Source organism: Nocardiopsis oceanisediminis (assembly GCF_048595525.1).
Lineage (GTDB): Bacteria > Actinomycetota > Actinomycetes > Streptosporangiales > Streptosporangiaceae > Nocardiopsis_A > Nocardiopsis_A oceanisediminis.
Window position 1 is genome coordinate 666,028 of record NZ_JAFMZJ010000001.1, and the last position, 16,206, is coordinate 682,233.

Annotated in this window: 1 protein-coding gene; it reads right to left on the reverse strand. The window is 74.5% G+C overall.

The window, feature by feature from the left end; all coding sequences use genetic code 11:
* Positions 1 to 16: 16 nt before the first annotated feature.
* On the reverse strand, positions 17 to 16,165 hold the full coding sequence (locus J0910_RS03305) for a type I polyketide synthase (RefSeq protein WP_420157025.1): 16,149 nt from the start codon (positions 16,163 to 16,165) through the stop codon (positions 17 to 19).
* Between the last annotated feature and the right edge of the window lie 41 nt (positions 16,166 to 16,206).

A 16,206-nucleotide genomic window follows, 5' to 3' on the forward strand; every position in this document is an offset into this window, starting at 1 on the left:
CGAAATCCAAGCCGTGTTAGGAGTGGTCGCCGCCGAGCGCCAACGTGACGAGGTGGTTCACGTCCATGGCATCGATCGAGGTCTGCCGGTCGCTTTCGGCCGGGGCGGGGTGGTCTTCGTGCCGGGCCGCCAGCTTCAGCAGCGCGTCGAGCAGCCCGGCTTCGCGCAGGCTGGCGACCGGAACCGACTCCAGCGCCCTCCTGACGTCCGCTTCGTCGGGGTCCTGCTCCGGAGCCGCCTCCGGCGCCAGGCCGTCGAGCAGCTCGGCCCTCAGGTGGTCCGCGAGGGCGGCGGGTGTCGGGTAGCTGAAGACGAGCGTGGCCGGGAGCCGCAGCCCGGTCTCGGCGGCCAACCGGTTGCGCAGCTCCACCGCGGTGAGCGAGTCGAAGCCCAGCTCCTTGAACGCCTGCCGGGCCTGCACCACGCCGAGGTCGGCGTGGCCGAGCACCGCGGCCACCTGGGTGCGCACCAGGTCTTGAAGGGTGCGGACCTGCTCGGCCTCGGACATGGCGGCCAGGCGCTGCGGCAGCGCCGCCGTCCGGGCCGCCGACGCCCCCGAAGCCCGGCGCAGCGGGGCGCGGACCAGGCCGCGCAGCAGCGGCGGCACCGGCGCCGACCCGAGAGAGGAGAGCAGCGCCCGGGTGTCCAGCCGGACCGGCACCAGGGCCGCCCTGTCCTGTGCGCGGGCGGCGTCGAAGAGGGCCAGCCCCTCCTCCGAGGTGAGCGGGGCGAACCCCCCTCGGCCGATCCGCCGCACATCGGCGTCGTCCAGGTCGCCGGTCATCTCGCCGGCCTGCTCCCACAGGCCCCAGGCCAGCGATTGGCCGGGCAGGCCGAGGGTGCGGCGGTGTTCGGCGAGGGCGTCGAGGAAGGCGTTGGCGGCGGCGTAGTTGGCCTGGCCGGCCGCGCCCAGCGTCCCGGCGGCCGAGGAGAACAGCACGAACGCCGACAGGTCCCTCTCCTGGGTGAGCTCGTGCAGGTTCCAGGCGGCGTCCGCCTTGGGGCGGAGCACCGTCTCGAACCGCTCGGGGGTGAGGGTCTCGACGGTGCCGTCGTCGAGCACACCGGCGGCGTGGACGACCGAGGTCAGCGGGAACTCCGCCGGGACGGACGCCAGTAGGTCGGCCAGCGCGTCGCGGTCGGCGGCGTCGCAGGCCGCGACGGTCACCGTCGCGCCCAGCTCCTCCAGTTCGGCGGCCAGCTCCGCGGCGCCGGGCGCCTCCATACCGCGCCGGCCGGTGAGCAGCAGGTGGCCCGCACCGCGCCCGGCCAGGTGCCGGGCGACCAGGCCGCCCAGCGCACCGGTGCCGCCGGTGATGAGCACCGTGCCCTGAGGGTCGAACACCGGAGCGTCCGCCTCAGCGGGCGTCGCCCGGGCCAGCCGAGGCGCGAGCATGCGGCCCGCGCGCACCGCCGCCTGGGGTTCGTCACCCGGAACGGCGGGCAGCAGCGCCATGGAGTCCTCGTGGCCGTCCGCGTCGATCAGTACGAACCGGTCGGGGTGCTCGGCCTGGGCGGTCCGGAGCAGGCCCCACACCGCCGCGCCGGCCAGGTCGGTGACCTGGTCGTCCGCTCCGGCAGCCACTGCGCCCCGGGTCACCAGGACCAGGCGCGACTCGGCGAACCGCTCCTCCGCCAGCCAGGTGCGTACCGCGTCGAGTGCGGCGGCGGTCGCCGCGCGGACCTGGGACGGCGCGTCCGCAGCCGCAGGCTCCTGGGCGAACCGCAGGTAGACCACGTCCGGCACCGGCCCGTCAGCGGCGGCGAGCGCGGCCACGTCGGCGGGCACCGCTCCGTTCACGGTCACGGTCTCCGAGCCGGCCCGCTTCAGCGCCGCCTCCAGGTCGCCGTCGCCACCGCCGACCACGGCGCACAGCGGCGGGGACGCGGGAGCGTCGGCCGCCACCGGCACCCAATCGACGTAGAACAGCGACCCGCGCCGCTCACCGCCGTCACTGAGCCGCTCGGGCGAGACCGGCCGGAGCACCAGCGACTCCACGGCGGCCACGGCCTCCCCGACCCCGTCCGCCACCGAGATGGAGACACCGTCCCGGCCTGCGGGGGAGAGCCGAACCCGGAGCGTCGAGGCGCCGGACGCGAACAGCGACGCCCCCGACCAGGAGAACGGCAGGTGCCCCTGCTCCGGGTCGGAGACGAAGCCGCCGAAGCCCACGGCGTGCAGGGCGGCGTCGAGCAGCGCCGGGTGGAGCCCGAACCCGTCGCCCTGCTCCTCATCGGGCAGGCTCACCTCGGCGAACACCTCGTCACCGCGCCGCCAGGCGGCCCGCAGCCCCTGGAACACCGGTCCGTAGCCGAAGCCCTGCTCCGCGAACCGGTCGTAGAGGTCGGCCGTGTCGATCGGCTCCGCGCCGTGCGGAGGCCACTGCGCCAGGTCGGCGGAGCCCACCGGGGCGGGGATGAGGGTGCCGGTCGCGTTGCGGGTCCACGGCTCGTCCCCTCCCGCGTCGTCCCGGCGGGAGTGGACGCTCACCGGGCGCCGGCCGGACTCGTCGGCCGCGTCGGTGGCCACCTGGATCTGGACGCCGCCGCGTTCGGGCAGAACCAGCGGAGCCTCCAAGGTCAATTCCTCGACCTGTGCGCAGCCGACCTCGGAGCCGGCGCGCAGGGCGAGTTCCAGCAGGGCGGTGCCGGGCAGCAGCACGGTGCCCTGCACGGCGTGGTCGGCCAGCCAGGGGTGGGTGCGCAGCGAGAGCAGGCCGGTGAACAGGACCCTGTCGCCCTCGGCCGGTACCACCGCGGCGCCGAGCAGCGGGTGCTCGGCGGAGTCCAGGCCGGCCGAGGACACGTCCCCGATCGCCGCCGGGGCGTCCAGCCAGTACCGCTCGTGCTGGAAGGCGTAGGTGGGCAGGTCGACGCGCTGGGCGCCGGGCCGGGAGAACGCGCTCGCCCAGTCGCCGGAAACACCGTCCACGTACAACCGGGCGACGGCGGTCAGCAGCACCGTGCTTTCCGGGCGGTCGGCGCGCAGAGCGGGGACGGTGGTCGCTTCACCGGTCAGGCTGTCCTGTGCCATGGCGGTGAGGACGCCGTCGGGGCCCAGTTCCAGGAAGCGGGTGGTGCCTTCGGTTTCCAGGGTGCGGATTCCGTCGGCGAAGCGGACGGCTTCGCGGACGTGGCTGACCCAGTAGTCGGGGGAGCAGAGTTGTTCTGCGGTGGCCTGCTCTCCGGTCAGGTTGGACACGACGGGGATGGTCGGCGGTGCGAAGGACAGTCCTTCGGCGGCCTTCCGGAACTCCTCCAGCATGGGTTCCATCAGGGGCGAGTGGAAGGCGTGGGAGACCGTCAGTCGCTTGGTCTTGCGGCCTTCGGCAGAGAACCGCTCTGCGACTTCGACGACAGCGGTTTCTTCACCGGAGACGACGATCGAGGTGGGCCCGTTGATCGCGGCGATGGAGAGTTCGTGTTCGTGTCCGTCCAGGTGGGGAAGGACTTCGTCTTCGGTGGCCTGGAGGGCGACCATGGCTCCGCCTGCGGGGAGGGCCTGCATGAGGCGTCCGCGGGCGGCGACGAGTGCGGCGGCGTCCTCCAGGGTGAGGACTCCGGCGGTGTGTGCGGCGGTGATCTCTCCGATGGAGTGGCCGGCCAGCAGGTCCGGGCGGATGCCCCAGGATTCGACCAGGCGGAACAGGGCGGTTTCGATGGCGAAGAGTCCGGCCTGGGTGTAGGCGGTCTGGTCGATCAGCCCGGCCAGGTCGGAGCCTTCCTCGGCCCACACGACCTCGCGCAGCGGCCGGTCCAGGTGGGTGTCCAAGGCCGCGCATGCGGCGTCGAAGGCTTCGGCGAAGACGGGGAAGGCCGCGTGCAGCTCGCGGCCCATCCCGGCGCGCTGCGACCCCTGCCCGGAGAAGAGGAAAGCCCGCTTCCCGGCCGCGTTGGCGGTGCCCTGGACGAGGTTGGTCGCGGGCTCGCCGGAGGCGAGCGCGCCCAGCCCTGCCAGCAGGCCTTCGCGGTCGTTTCCGACCACGACCGCGCGGTGCTCCATGGCCGATCGGGTCGTGGCCAGGGAGAAGGCCACGTCGTCCATGGCCAGGTCCGGGTGCGCGGTCAGGTGCGCGTGCAGCCGCTCGGCCTGGGCGCGCAGCGCCGCCTCCGTCTTCGCGGAGACGACCGTCGAGGCCAGCCCCGCACGCCCCTCGGCGGAGACGGGGGACTCCTGCTCGGCCGGTGCCTTTTCAACCGGCGCTTGTTCGACCGGTGCCTGCTCGATCACGACGTGCGCGTTGGTTCCGCTGATCCCGAAGGAGGAGACGCCCGCGCGGCGGGGTCCGCCGGTCTCCGGCCAGGGCCGCTCCTCGGTGAGCAGCTCGACGGAGCCCGCCGACCAGTCCACGTGCGATGTCGGTTCGTCCACGTGCAGGGTCTTGGGGAGCGTGCCGTTGCGGATGGCCAAGACCATCTTGATCACGCCCGCCACGCCCGCTGCGGCCTGGGTGTGGCCGATGTTGGACTTGATCGAGCCGAGGAAGAGCGGCCGGTCCTCGGGCCGCTCCTGGCCGTAGGTGGCCAGGAGCGCCTGGGCCTCGATCGGGTCGCCGAGGCCGGTGCCGGTGCCGTGCGCCTCCACCGCGTCCACGTCCGAGGGGGACAGGCTCGCACCGGCCAGGGCCTGGCGGATGACCCGCTGCTGGGACGGCCCGTTGGGGGCGGTGAGCCCGTTGGAGGCGCCGTCCTGGTTGACCGCACTGCCGCGGACCACGGCGAGCACCTGGTGGCCGTTGCGGCGCGCGTCGGACAGCCGCTCCACCAGCAGCATTCCGACGCCCTCGGACCAGCCGGTGCCGTCGGCCGCGTCCGAGAAGGACTTGCACCGGCCGTCGGGGGAGAGCCCGCGCTGCCGGCTGAACTCCACGAACGTGCTCGGTGAGGACATCACGGTGACGCCGCCGGCGAGTGCCATGGTGCATTCGCCGTTGCGCAGCGCCTGCACCGCCATGTGCAGGGCGACCAGCGACGACGAGCACGCGGTGTCGATCGTCGCCGCCGGGCCCTCCAACCCGAAGGTGTAGGCGACGCGGCCCGACAGCACACTGCCCGAGCTGCCGATGCCGATGAACCCCTCGACGTCCTCGGGCACGCTGGTCAGGCGGGACGCGTAGTCGTGGTACATCAGCCCGGCGAACACGCCGGTCCGGCTGCCGCGCACCGCGGCCGGGTCGATGCCGGCCCGCTCGAACGCCTCCCAGGTGGTCTCCAGCAGCAGCCGCTGCTGGGGGTCCATGGCCAGCGCCTCGCGCGGGGAGATCCCGAAGAACCCGGCGTCGAACTCGGCCGCGCCGTACAGGAAGCCGCCCTCGCGGGTGTAGCTCGTGCCGGAACGCTCCGGGTCCGGGTCGTACAGCCGCTCGATGTCCCAGCCCCGGTCGTCGGGGAAGCCGGAGATCCCGTCACCGCCCTGGGAGACCAGCTCCCACAGCTGCTCGGGGGAGGCCACCCCGCCCGGCAGGCGGCAGGCCATGCCGATGATCGCGATCGGCTCGTCGGTGCCGGTGCCCGCCGCGACCGCGGGCGGCGCGTCGGCGGTGCCGTCCGGCGCGTCGAGGAGCCGGTCCGCCAGATGGCCGGCCAGCGCGTCCGAGGTCGGGTAGTCGAACACCAGGGTCGCCGGGAGCCGCAGGCCGGTCGCCTCGTTCAGCGCGTTCCTCAGCTCGACCGCGGTGAGCGAGTCGAAACCGAGGTCCTTGAACGCCTGGCCGGGCTCGACGCCGCGCGACGAGCCGTGCCCCAGGACCGCCGAGGCGCGGGAGAGCACCAGGTCGAGGAGGGCGGGCCGCCGCTCCTCCTCCGGGAGCGCGGACAACCGCTGCCTGAGACCGGCCGCCGGGTCGGCCCCGGCGGCCGTCGCCGCCGCGCGCCGGCTGCGCACCCGCACCAGCCCGCCCAGCAGCGGGGGAACGGCGCCGGAGGCGGCGCGCGCACGCAGGGCCGGGATGTCCAGCGCGACGGGGAGCAGCAGGGGCTCGTCCGTGCCGTATGCGGCCCCGAAGAGGGCGAGGCCCTGCTCGGACGGGAGCGGCCGCACGCCGGAGCGTGCCATCCGCTGCAGGTCGGTGGTGGCGAGGTCGCCGGTCATCTCGCCGGCCTGCTCCCACAGGCCCCAGGCCAGCGATTGGCCGGGCAGGCCGAGGGTGCGGCGGTGTTCGGCGAGGGCGTCGAGGAAGGCGTTGGCGGCGGCGTAGTTGCCCTGGCCGGGGCTGCCGAACACGCCGGTGACCGAGGAGAACAGCACGAACGCCGACAGGTCCAGGTCCCTGGTGAGTTCGTGCAGGTTCCAGGCGGCGTCGGCCTTGGGGCGCAGCACGGTGTCCAGGCGCTCGGGGGTGAGGGACTCGACGGTGCCGTCGTCGAGGACGCCGGCGGCGTGGACGACCCCTGTCAGCGGGAACTCCGCCGGGACGGACGCCAGCAGGTCGGCGAGTGCGTCGCGGTCGGCGGCGTCGCAGGCCGCGATGGTCACCCGGGTACCCAGTTCCTCCAGTTCGGCGGCCAGGTTCGCGGCGCCGGGCGCTTCCATGCCGCGCCGGCCGGTCAGCAGCAGGTGGCCCGCACCGCGTCCGGCGAGGTGCCGGGCGACCAGGCCGCCCAGCGCACCGGTGCCGCCGGTGATGAGCACCGTTCCGTGCGGGTCGGGCTCGGTGGCGTCGCCCGCGATGGACGGCGCGGGCACCACCCGGGGTACGAGCACCTCGCCCCGGTGGAGGGCGGCCTGCGGTTCGGCGCCGGCCAGCACTGCGGCTGCGGCGGGGAGGTCCGAGAGCTCCGCCGCGTCGATCAGTACGAACCGGTCGGGGTGCTCGGCCTGGGCGGTCCGGAGCAGGCCCCACACCGCCGCGCCGGGCAGGTCGGTGACCTGCTCGTCCGCTCCGGCCGCCACCGCGCCCCGGGTCACGACGACCAGCCGGGAGCCGGCGAACCGCTCCTCGGCCAGCCACCCCTGCACCAGGCTGAGCGCGCGGGCCGTCGCGGCCCGGACGCCGGCCGGGACGTCGCCCCGCTCGGGGCCGTCCGGGGTGAGGAACGCGAACACCGTTCCAGGGACGGGGGCGTCCGCCGAGGCGAGGGCAGTGAGGTCCGCGAACGCCTCGGCCCGGATCCCGGCGTCCCGGAGCGGCGCCGCTTCGCGGTCGCCACCGAGCACGGCGCAGGACTCCGGCGGAAGGCCATCGGTGCTCCGGGCCCGAACCCAGTCCAGCCGGAACAGGGAGTCGGGCCGGGCATCGCCGACCCGCTCCGCCGAGACGGGCCGCAGCACCAGCGATTCCACCGTGGCCACCGGGGCGCCGGTGGCGTCGGCGGCGGTGACGGCGACCGCGTCCGGGCCCACGGGGGTGATCCGCACCCGCAGACTCTGAGCGCCGACGGCGTGCAGGGCCGCACCCGACCAGGAGAAGGGAAGGAGGCCGCGCTCGGGCTCGGCGATGAAGTCACCGAGCCCCACGGCGTGCAGGGCGGCGTCGAGCAGGGCGGGGTGTACGCCGAAGCGGGCGGCTTCGCTCTGTTCCTCCTCGGGCAGGGCGACCTCGGCGAACACCTCGTCGCCGCGCCGCCAGGCGGCCCGCAGCCCCTGGAACACCGGGCCGTAGTGGAAACCGGCCTCGGTCACCCGCTCGTACAGGTCGCCGACCTCCAGCGCGACCGCACCCGCCGGAGGCCACTCGGCGAGGACGCTCGCCTCCGCTCCGGGGCCATCCGGCACGGAGCCGCCCAGTACGCCGTCGGCGTGCCGGATCCACGGCTGGTCGAGCGGGGCGTCGACCGGTCGCGAATGGACGGTCACCGAGCGGCGGCCCGCGCCGTCCTCGGCGGCCAGCGAGACGCGGACCTGGACACCGTCGCGCTCGGGGAGTACCAGAGGGGTTTCGAGGGTCAACTCCTCCACCCGGTCGCAGCCGACCTCGGAGCCGGCGCGCAGGGCGAGTTCCAGCAGGGCGGTGCCGGGCAGCAGCACGGTGCCCTGCACGGCGTGGTCGGCCAGCCAGGGGTGGGTGCGCACGGACAGCACACCGGTGAAGAGCAGGCCATCGGTGTCGGGCAGTTCCGCCACCGCTCCGAGGAGCGGGTGGTCGGCACCGGCCAGCCCCGCAGAGGCGACGTCTCCCGGCGACCACGGAATGTCCAGCCAGTAGCGTTCGCGCTGGAAGGCGTAGGTGGGCAGGTCGACGCGCTGGGCTCCGGTTCCGGCGAAGAGCGCGGCCCAGTCCGGGGTCACACCGCTGGTGTGGAGCCGGGCGATGGCGGTGGTGAGCGCTTCGGCTTCGGGGCGGTCCTTGCGGCTTGCCGCGACGGCCGTGGCGGCGGTGTTGAGGGTGTCCTGTGCCATGGCGGTGAGGACGCCGTCGGGGCCCAGCTCCAGGAAGGCGGTCGCGCCCTGGGCGCTGAGGGTGCGGATTCCGTCGGCGAAGCGGACGGCCTCCCGCACGTGGCGGACCCAGTACTCCGGCGAGCAGAGCTGTTCAGCCGTCGCGAGGGCACCGGTCAGGTTGGACACCACCGGGATCTGCGGCGGTGCGAAGGAGAGTCCTTCGGCGGTCTTCCGGAAGTCCTCCAGCATCGGTTCCATGAGGGGCGAGTGGAAGGCGTGGGAGACCGTCAGCCGACGGGTCTTCCGTCCCTGCTCACGGAAGCGGTCCGCCACCTGGGTAACCGCGTCCTCTTCGCCGGAGACGACGGTGGAGGTCGGCCCGTTGAGCGCGGCGATGGAGAGTTCGTGTTCGCGTCCGTCCAGGTGGGGAAGGACTTCGTCCTCGGTGGCCTGGATCGCGATCATCGCTCCGCCTGCGGGCAGTGCCTGCATGAGGCGTCCGCGTGCGGCGACCAGCGCGGCGGCGTCCTCCAGGGTGAGCACCCCGGCGGTGTGTGCGGCGGTGATCTCTCCGATGGAGTGGCCGGCCAGCAGGTCGGGGCGGATGCCCCAGGACTCGACCAGGCGGAACAGCGCGGTTTCGACGGCGAAGAGTCCGGCCTGGGTGTAGGCGGTCTGGTCGATCAGCCCGGCGGCCTCGGAGCCTTCCTCGGCCCAGACGACCTCGCGCAGCGGCCGGTCCAGGTGCACGTCGAGCGCAGCGCACGCGGTGTCGAAGGCGTCGGCGAAGACGGGGAAGGCCGCGTGCAGCTCGCGGCCCATCCCGGCGCGCTGGGACCCCTGCCCCGAGAACAGGAAGGCGGTGGTGCCCTGAGCGCCGACCACCCCGTGCACGACGTCCGTCGAGGGCAGGTCCTCGATCACGGCGCGCAGTCCGGAGAGCAGCGCTCCCCTGTCCCGGCCGGCGACGACGGCGCGGTGCTCCAGCATCGATCGCGTGGTCGCCAGGGACAGGCCGACATCGGTCGGCGGAGTGTCCGGGTTCCCGAGCAGGTGGGAATGGAGTCGCTGGGCCTGCTCGCGCAGAGCCTCATGGCTCTTGGCGGAGAACACCAGTGGAATGACCGGGAGGAGGTCTCGCCCCTCGGGGCGGGACTGCTGCCCCATCCCTGCCGGGGCCGAGGCCTGCTCGACCGGTGCCTCTTCAACCGGTGCCTGCTCGACCACGACGTGCGCGTTGGTGCCGCTCACGCCGAAGGAGGAGACGCCCGCCCGGCGCGGCCTTCCCGCCTGCGGCCATTCGACCGTGTCGGTCAGCAGCTCCACCGCGCCGGAGGTCCAGTCCACGTGCGGCGAGGGCGCGTCCACGTGCAGGGTCTTCGGCAGCGTGCCGTGGCGCATGGCCATGACCATCTTGATGATCCCGGCGACGCCGGCCGCGGCCTGGGTGTGGCCGATGTTGGACTTGATCGAGCCGAGGAAGAGCGGCCGGTCCGCCGGGCGTTCCTGCCCGTAGGCGGCCAGTACCGCCTGGGCCTCGATCGGGTCGCCCAGCGTGGTGCCGGTGCCGTGCGCCTCCACGGCGTCCACGTCGGCCGGGGTGAGCCCGGCGTTGGCCAGGGCCTGGCCGATCACCCGCTGCTGGGAGGGGCCGTTCGGCGCGGTGAGCCCGTTGGAGGCTCCGTCCTGGTTGACCGCCGATCCGCGCACCACCGCCAGCACCTCGTGCCCGTTGCGGCGCGCGTCGGACAGCCGCTCGACCAGCAGCATGCCGACGCCCTCGGCCCAGCCGGTGCCGTCGGCCGCCGCGGCGAAGGACTTGCACCGGCCGTCGGGGGAGAGGCCGCGCTGGCGGCTGAACTCGATGAACGTGCCCGGTGTGGACATCACCGTCACGCCGCCCGCGAGCGCCATCGTGCATTCGCCGTTGCGCAGCGCCTGCACCGCCAGGTGGAGCGCCACCAGGGAGGAGGAGCACGCGGTGTCGATCGTCGCGGCCGGGCCCTCCAAGCCGAAGGTGTAGGCGATGCGGCCCGACAGCACGCTGCCGGACGTCCCCACCCCGATGAACCCCTCGACGTCTTCCGGAACGGTCGCCAGGCGGGACGCGTAGTCGTGGTACATCAGCCCGGCGAACACGCCGGTCCGGCTGCCGCGCACCGATGCCGGGTCGATGCCGGCCCGCTCGAACGTCTCCCAGGTGGTCTCCAGCAGCAGCCGCTGCTGCGGGTCCATGGCCAGCGCCTCGCGCGGGCTGATGCCGAAGAACCCGGCGTCGAACTCGGCGGCGTCGCGGAGGAAGCCGCCCTCGCGGGTGTAGCTGGTCCCGGAACGCTCGGGGTCCGGGTCGTAGAGCCGCTCGATGTCCCAGCCCCGGTCGTCGGGGAAGCCGGAGACGCCGTCGCCGCCCCGGACCACCAGCCGCCACAGCTCCTCGGGCGAGGCCGCTCCGCCGGGGTAGCGGCAGGCCATCCCGACGATCGCGATCGGCTCGTCCGCTGCGGCGACCGCGGTCGCCCGCTGTGCCGCCGCCGGTGCGTCGGAGCCCCGAACCGCGTCCAGCAGGTATCCGGTCAGCGAGGCGGGGTCGGGGTAGTCGAAGACGAGCGTCGCGGGGAGGCGCATGCCGGTCGCCGCGTTGAGCCCGTTGCGCAGGTCGACGGCGGTCAGCGAGTCGAAACCCAGGTCCTTGAACGCCCGATCGGGGGGCACGGCCTCGGGGGTGGCGTGCCCGAGGACCATCGCGACGTGCGTGCGTACCAGGTCGAGCACGGCCCGCCGCTGTTCGTCCTCGCGCAGGCCGATCAGGCTGCGGGACAGCTCGGATCCCGCCGAGGCCGGATCCGCGGCCTGGGCCCGCCGGACGGGTCCGCGCACCAGGCTGCGGAACACCGGCGGAACCGGTCCCGAGCCGAACCGCGCGCGCAGCGCGGCCAGGTCCAGGCGCATCAGGGCCAGGACGGCGTCGGCCATCGATCCGGAGGCGTCGAACAGCTCCAGGCCCTGCTGCGGCGGCAGCGAGGGGACGCCGCCGCGGTCGATGCGCGCCCGCTCCGCGTCGCCGAGGCCGCCGGCCATGCCGCCGGCCTGCTCCCACGGGCCCCAGGCCAGCGATCGGCCGGGCAGGCCGAGGGCGCGGCGGTGTTCGGCGAGGGCGTCGAGGAAGGCGTTGGCGGCGGCGTAGTTGGCCTGTCCGGCCGCGCCCAGCGTTCCGGCGATCGAGGAGAACAGGACGAAGGAGGAGAGCTCCGTGTCCCGGGTGAGTTCGTGCAGGTTCCAGGCGGCGTCGGCCTTGGGCCGGAGCACCGTTTCGAACCGCTCGGGGGTGAGGGTCTCGACGGTGCCGTCGTCGAGGACGCCTGCGGCGTGTACGACCCCCGTCAGCGGGAACTCTGCGGGGATGTCCGCCAGCAGGTCGGCGAGTGCGTCGCGGTCGGCGGCGTCGCAGGCCGCGATGGTCACCCGGGTACCCAGTTCCTCCAGCTCGGCGACCAACTCCGGGGCGCCCTCCGCGTCGATCCCGCGCCGACCGGCCAGCAGCAGGTGGCCCGCACCGCGTCCGGCCAGGTGCCGGGCGACCAGGCCGCCCAGCGCACCGGTGCCGCCGGTGATCAGCACCGTGCCCTGAGGGGCGGGCGCCGGGGCGTCCGCCTCGGCGGGGGCCGACGCCCGGACCAGCCGGGGCACCAGCACCTTGCCCGCGCGCACCGCCACCTGCGGCTCACCGCCGTGGGCGGTCGGCGGAAGCAGCGCCGCGAAGTCGTTCCGGTCGTCGGTGTCGATCAGCACGAATCGGTCGGGGTGCTCGGCCTGGGCCGAACGGAGCAGACCCCATACGGACGCGAGGGCCGGGTCGGTGACGCCGTCCTCCGCCCGGGGAGCGACCGCGCCCTCGGTGACCACGGCCAGGCGCGACCTCGCGAACCGCTCGTCGGCGAGCCAGGAGCGCACGGCCTCCAGCGCGCGGGCGGCCGCGGCGCGCGTTCTGGACGGCACGTCCTCCGGGCCGCCGGCGAGGGGCAGGAAGACCACGTCCGGCACCGGCGCGTCGGCCTGGGCCAGTGCGGCCGGGCCGTCGTCGGTGAGGACCGCCCAGCGGGCCGCCCCCGTCCCGGACTCCGCCCCCTCTTCCGGAGCCGGGGCGGAGAGGGCGGGCGCCTCGATCCAGTCGAGGCGGAACATCGAACGCCGGCCGGCGTCACCCGGCACGGCGGGAGCGGCCGGGCGCATCGTCAGCGCGTCCACCGAGGCGACCGCCCGGCCGGCGCCGTCGGCCGCCACCAGCGAGATGGTGTCCGGTCCCGCGGAGGACAGCCGAACCCGCAGGTCCGACGCGCCCGCCGCCACCAGTGAGACGCCCGACCAGGAGAACGGGAGCCGGCCCGTGCCGTCGTCGGAGAACACGCCGAGGGCGGCGGCGTGCAGGGCGGCGTCCAGCAGTGCGGGGTGTACGCCGAACCGGGCGGCCTCGGCCTGCTCCTCCTGGGGCAGGGCGATCTCGGCGTAGACCGCGCCCTCGCGGCTCCACGCCTTGCGCAGCCCCTGGAACAGCGGCCCGTAGGCGAACCCCCGGTCCGCGAACCGGTCGTAGAGGTCGGTGACGTCGACGGGGTCCGCGCCCGCCGGGGGCCACTCCGTGATGGCCTGCGCCTCGGCATAGGACTCGACGGCCAGGGTGCCTGTGGCGTGGCGGGTCCAGGGCTCGTCGAAGGCGGCGCCGGCGGGGCGGGTGTGGATGCCCACGGATCGGCGGCCGGCCCCGTCCGCCGCGCCGACCGCGATCTGGACCTGGACCCCGTCACGCTCGGAGAGCGCCAAGGGGGCTTCGAGGGTCAGCTCCTCCACCCGGTTCGCTCCGGCCTGCTCACCGGCCCGGATCGCCAGCTCGACGAACCCGGTGCCGGGGAAGAGCACGGTGCCCTGCACGGCGTGGTCGGCCAGCCAGGGGTGGGTGCGCAGGGACAGCACACCGGTGAAGAGGAAGCCGTCGTCGTCGGCGAGCGCCACGGCGGCGCCGAGCAGCGGGTGGTCCGGGGAGCCCAGGCCGACCGATGAAATGTCGCCCTCGGCCGGGCCCGGCTCCAACCAGTAGCGTTCGCGCTGGAAGGCGTAGGTGGGCAGTTCCACCTGCTGGGCGCCGGTGTCGGCGAAGAACGCGGACCAGTCCGGGGTCACACCGCTGGTGTGGAGCCGGGCGAGGGCGGTGGTGAGCGCTTCGGCTTCGGGCCGGTCCTTGCGGGCGGCGGGGACGAGCAGGGCGGTCTCGGAGTCGACGCTGTCCTGTGCCATGGCGGTGAGGACGCCGTCGGGGCCCAGCTCCAGGAAGGCGGTCACGCCTTCGGTTTCCAGTGCCCTGATGCCGTCGGCGAAGCGGACGGCTTCGCGGACGTGGCGGACCCAGTAGTCGGGGGAGCAGAGCTGTTCAGCCGTCGCGAGGGCACCGGTCAGGTTGGAGACCACCGGGATCTGCGGCGGTGCGAAGGAAAGTCCTTCGGCGGCCTTCCGGAAGTCCTCCAGCATCGGTTCCATGAGCGGCGAGTGGAAGGCGTGGGAGACCGTCAGCCGGCGGGTCTTGCGGCCCTGGTCGCGGAACCGGTCCGCGATCTCCAGCACCGTGTTCTCCTCGCCGGAGACCACGACCGAACCGGGGCCGTTGATCGCCGCGATGCTCACATCGGCGTCCCGGCCGCTCATGTACGGCTGGATCTCGTCTTCGGTGGCCTGGAGGGCGACCATGGCTCCGCCTGCGGGCAGTGCCTGCATGAGGCGTCCCCGGGCGGCGACCAGCGCGGCCGCGTCCTCCAGGGACAGCACCCCGGCGGCGTGCGCGGCGGTGATCTCCCCGATGGAGTGGCCGGCCAGCAGGTCGGGGGCGATGCCCCAGGACTCCATGAGCCGGAACAGGGCGGTTTCGATGGCGAAGAGTCCGGCCTGGGTGTAGGCGGTCTGGTCGATCAGCCCGGCGGCCTCGGAGTCTTCCTCGGCCCACATGACCTCGCGCAGCGGCCGGTCCAGGTGGGTGTCCAAGGCCGCGCACGTCGCGTCGAAGGCGTCGGCGAAGACGGGGAAGGCCGCGTGCAGTTCGCGGCCCATGCCGGCGCGCTGGGCCCCCTGCCCGGAGAAGAGGAACGCGGTCTTCCCCGCCGCTCCGGTCGTGCCCTGGACGAGGTTGGCCGCGGGCTCGCCGGACGCCAGCGCGCCCAGCCCCGCGAGCAGGCCTTCGCGGTCGTTCCCGACCACGACCGCCCGGTGCTCCAGCGCCGAACGGGTCGCGGCCAGGGAGAACGCGGTGTCCAGGAGGTCCAGGTCGGGGGCGGCCTCCAGATGGGCCCGGAGCCGCCGGGCCTGGGCGCGCAGCGCCGCCTCGGTCTTGGCCGAGACGGTCAGCGGCAGCGCGGGGAGCGAACGGGCAGGCGCCTCCGCCTTCTCTTCGACGGCCTCCTCGTCGGAGGCCTGCTCGGCCGGTGCCTCTTCGATCACGACGTGCGCGTTGGTGCCGCTCATCCCGAACGACGAGACGCCCGCCCGGCGCGGCCGCCCCGTCTCGGGCCACGGCCGGGCCTCGGTGAGCAGCTCCACCGCGCCCGCCGACCAGTCCACGTGCGGGGTCGGCTCGTCCGCGTTCAGGGTCTTGGGCAGCACCCCGTCGCGGAGCGCCATCACCATCTTGATGATCCCGGCCACGCCCGCCGCGGACTGGGTGTGCCCGATGTTGGACTTCAGCGAGCCGAGGAAGAGCGGCCGGTCCTCCGGCCGGTCCTGGCCGTAGGCGGCCAGCAGCGCCTGCGCCTCGATCGGGTCGCCGAGCCGGGTGCCGGTGCCGTGCGCCTCCACGGCGTCCACGTCTGCGGGCGACAGCCGCGCGTCGGCCAGCGCCTGCCGGATCACCCGCTGCTGGGACGGCCCGTTCGGCGCGGTCAGACCACTGGACGCGCCGTCCTGGTTGACCGCCGATCCGCGCACCACCGCCAGCACCTTGTGGCCGTTGCGCCGCGCGTCGGACAGCCGCTCGACCAGGAGCAGCCCGGCGCCCTCGGCCCACCCGGTGCCGTCCGCGTCCGCGGAGAACGCCTTGCACCGGCCGTCGGGGGAGAGCCCGCGCTGGCGGCTGAACTCCACGAACAGCGCCGGGCTGGACAGCACCATCGCCCCGCCGGCCAGCGCCATCGAGCACTCGCCGTTCCGCAGCGCCTGCACCGCCAGGTGGAGCGCGACCAGCGACGACGAGCACGCCGTGTCGACCGTGACCGCCGGGCCCTCCAGGCCGAACAGGTAGGACAGCCGCCCGGTCACCACGCTGCTCGCGTTCCCGGTGAGCAGGTGGCCCTCCAGGCCCTCCGGGGCGGTCTGCCAGGCGGAGCCGTATCCGGAGGCGGCCGCGCCGATGAACACGCCGGTCCGGCTGCCGCGCACCGTGTCCGGGTCGATCCCGGCGCGCTCGAACGCCTCCCAGGTGGTCTCCAGCAGCAGCCGCTGCTGCGGGTCCATCGCCAGCGCCTCGCGCGGCGAGATCCCGAAGAACCCGGCGTCGAACTCGGCGGCGCCGTCCAGGAAGCCGCCCGCACGCGCGTAGAAGGTGCCCCGGTTGTCGGGGTCGGGGTGGTACAGCCCGTCGAGGTCCCAGCCGCGGTCGCCGGGGAAGTCCCCGACCGCGTCGCGGCCCTCGCCGACCAGCCGCCACAGCTCCTCGGGGGAGACCGCGCCGCCGGGGTAGCGGCAGCTCATCCCGACGATCGCGATCGGCTCCCGGTCACCGGACTCGACCTCCAGCAGCCGCCGGCGCGTCTGGTGCAGCTCCGCGGTCACCCGGCGGAGGTATCCGACAAGCTTGTCCTCGTTCGTCACGCGACGTCAGCTCCTTGAGTCACCAGGAAAGTTCGAGTCAT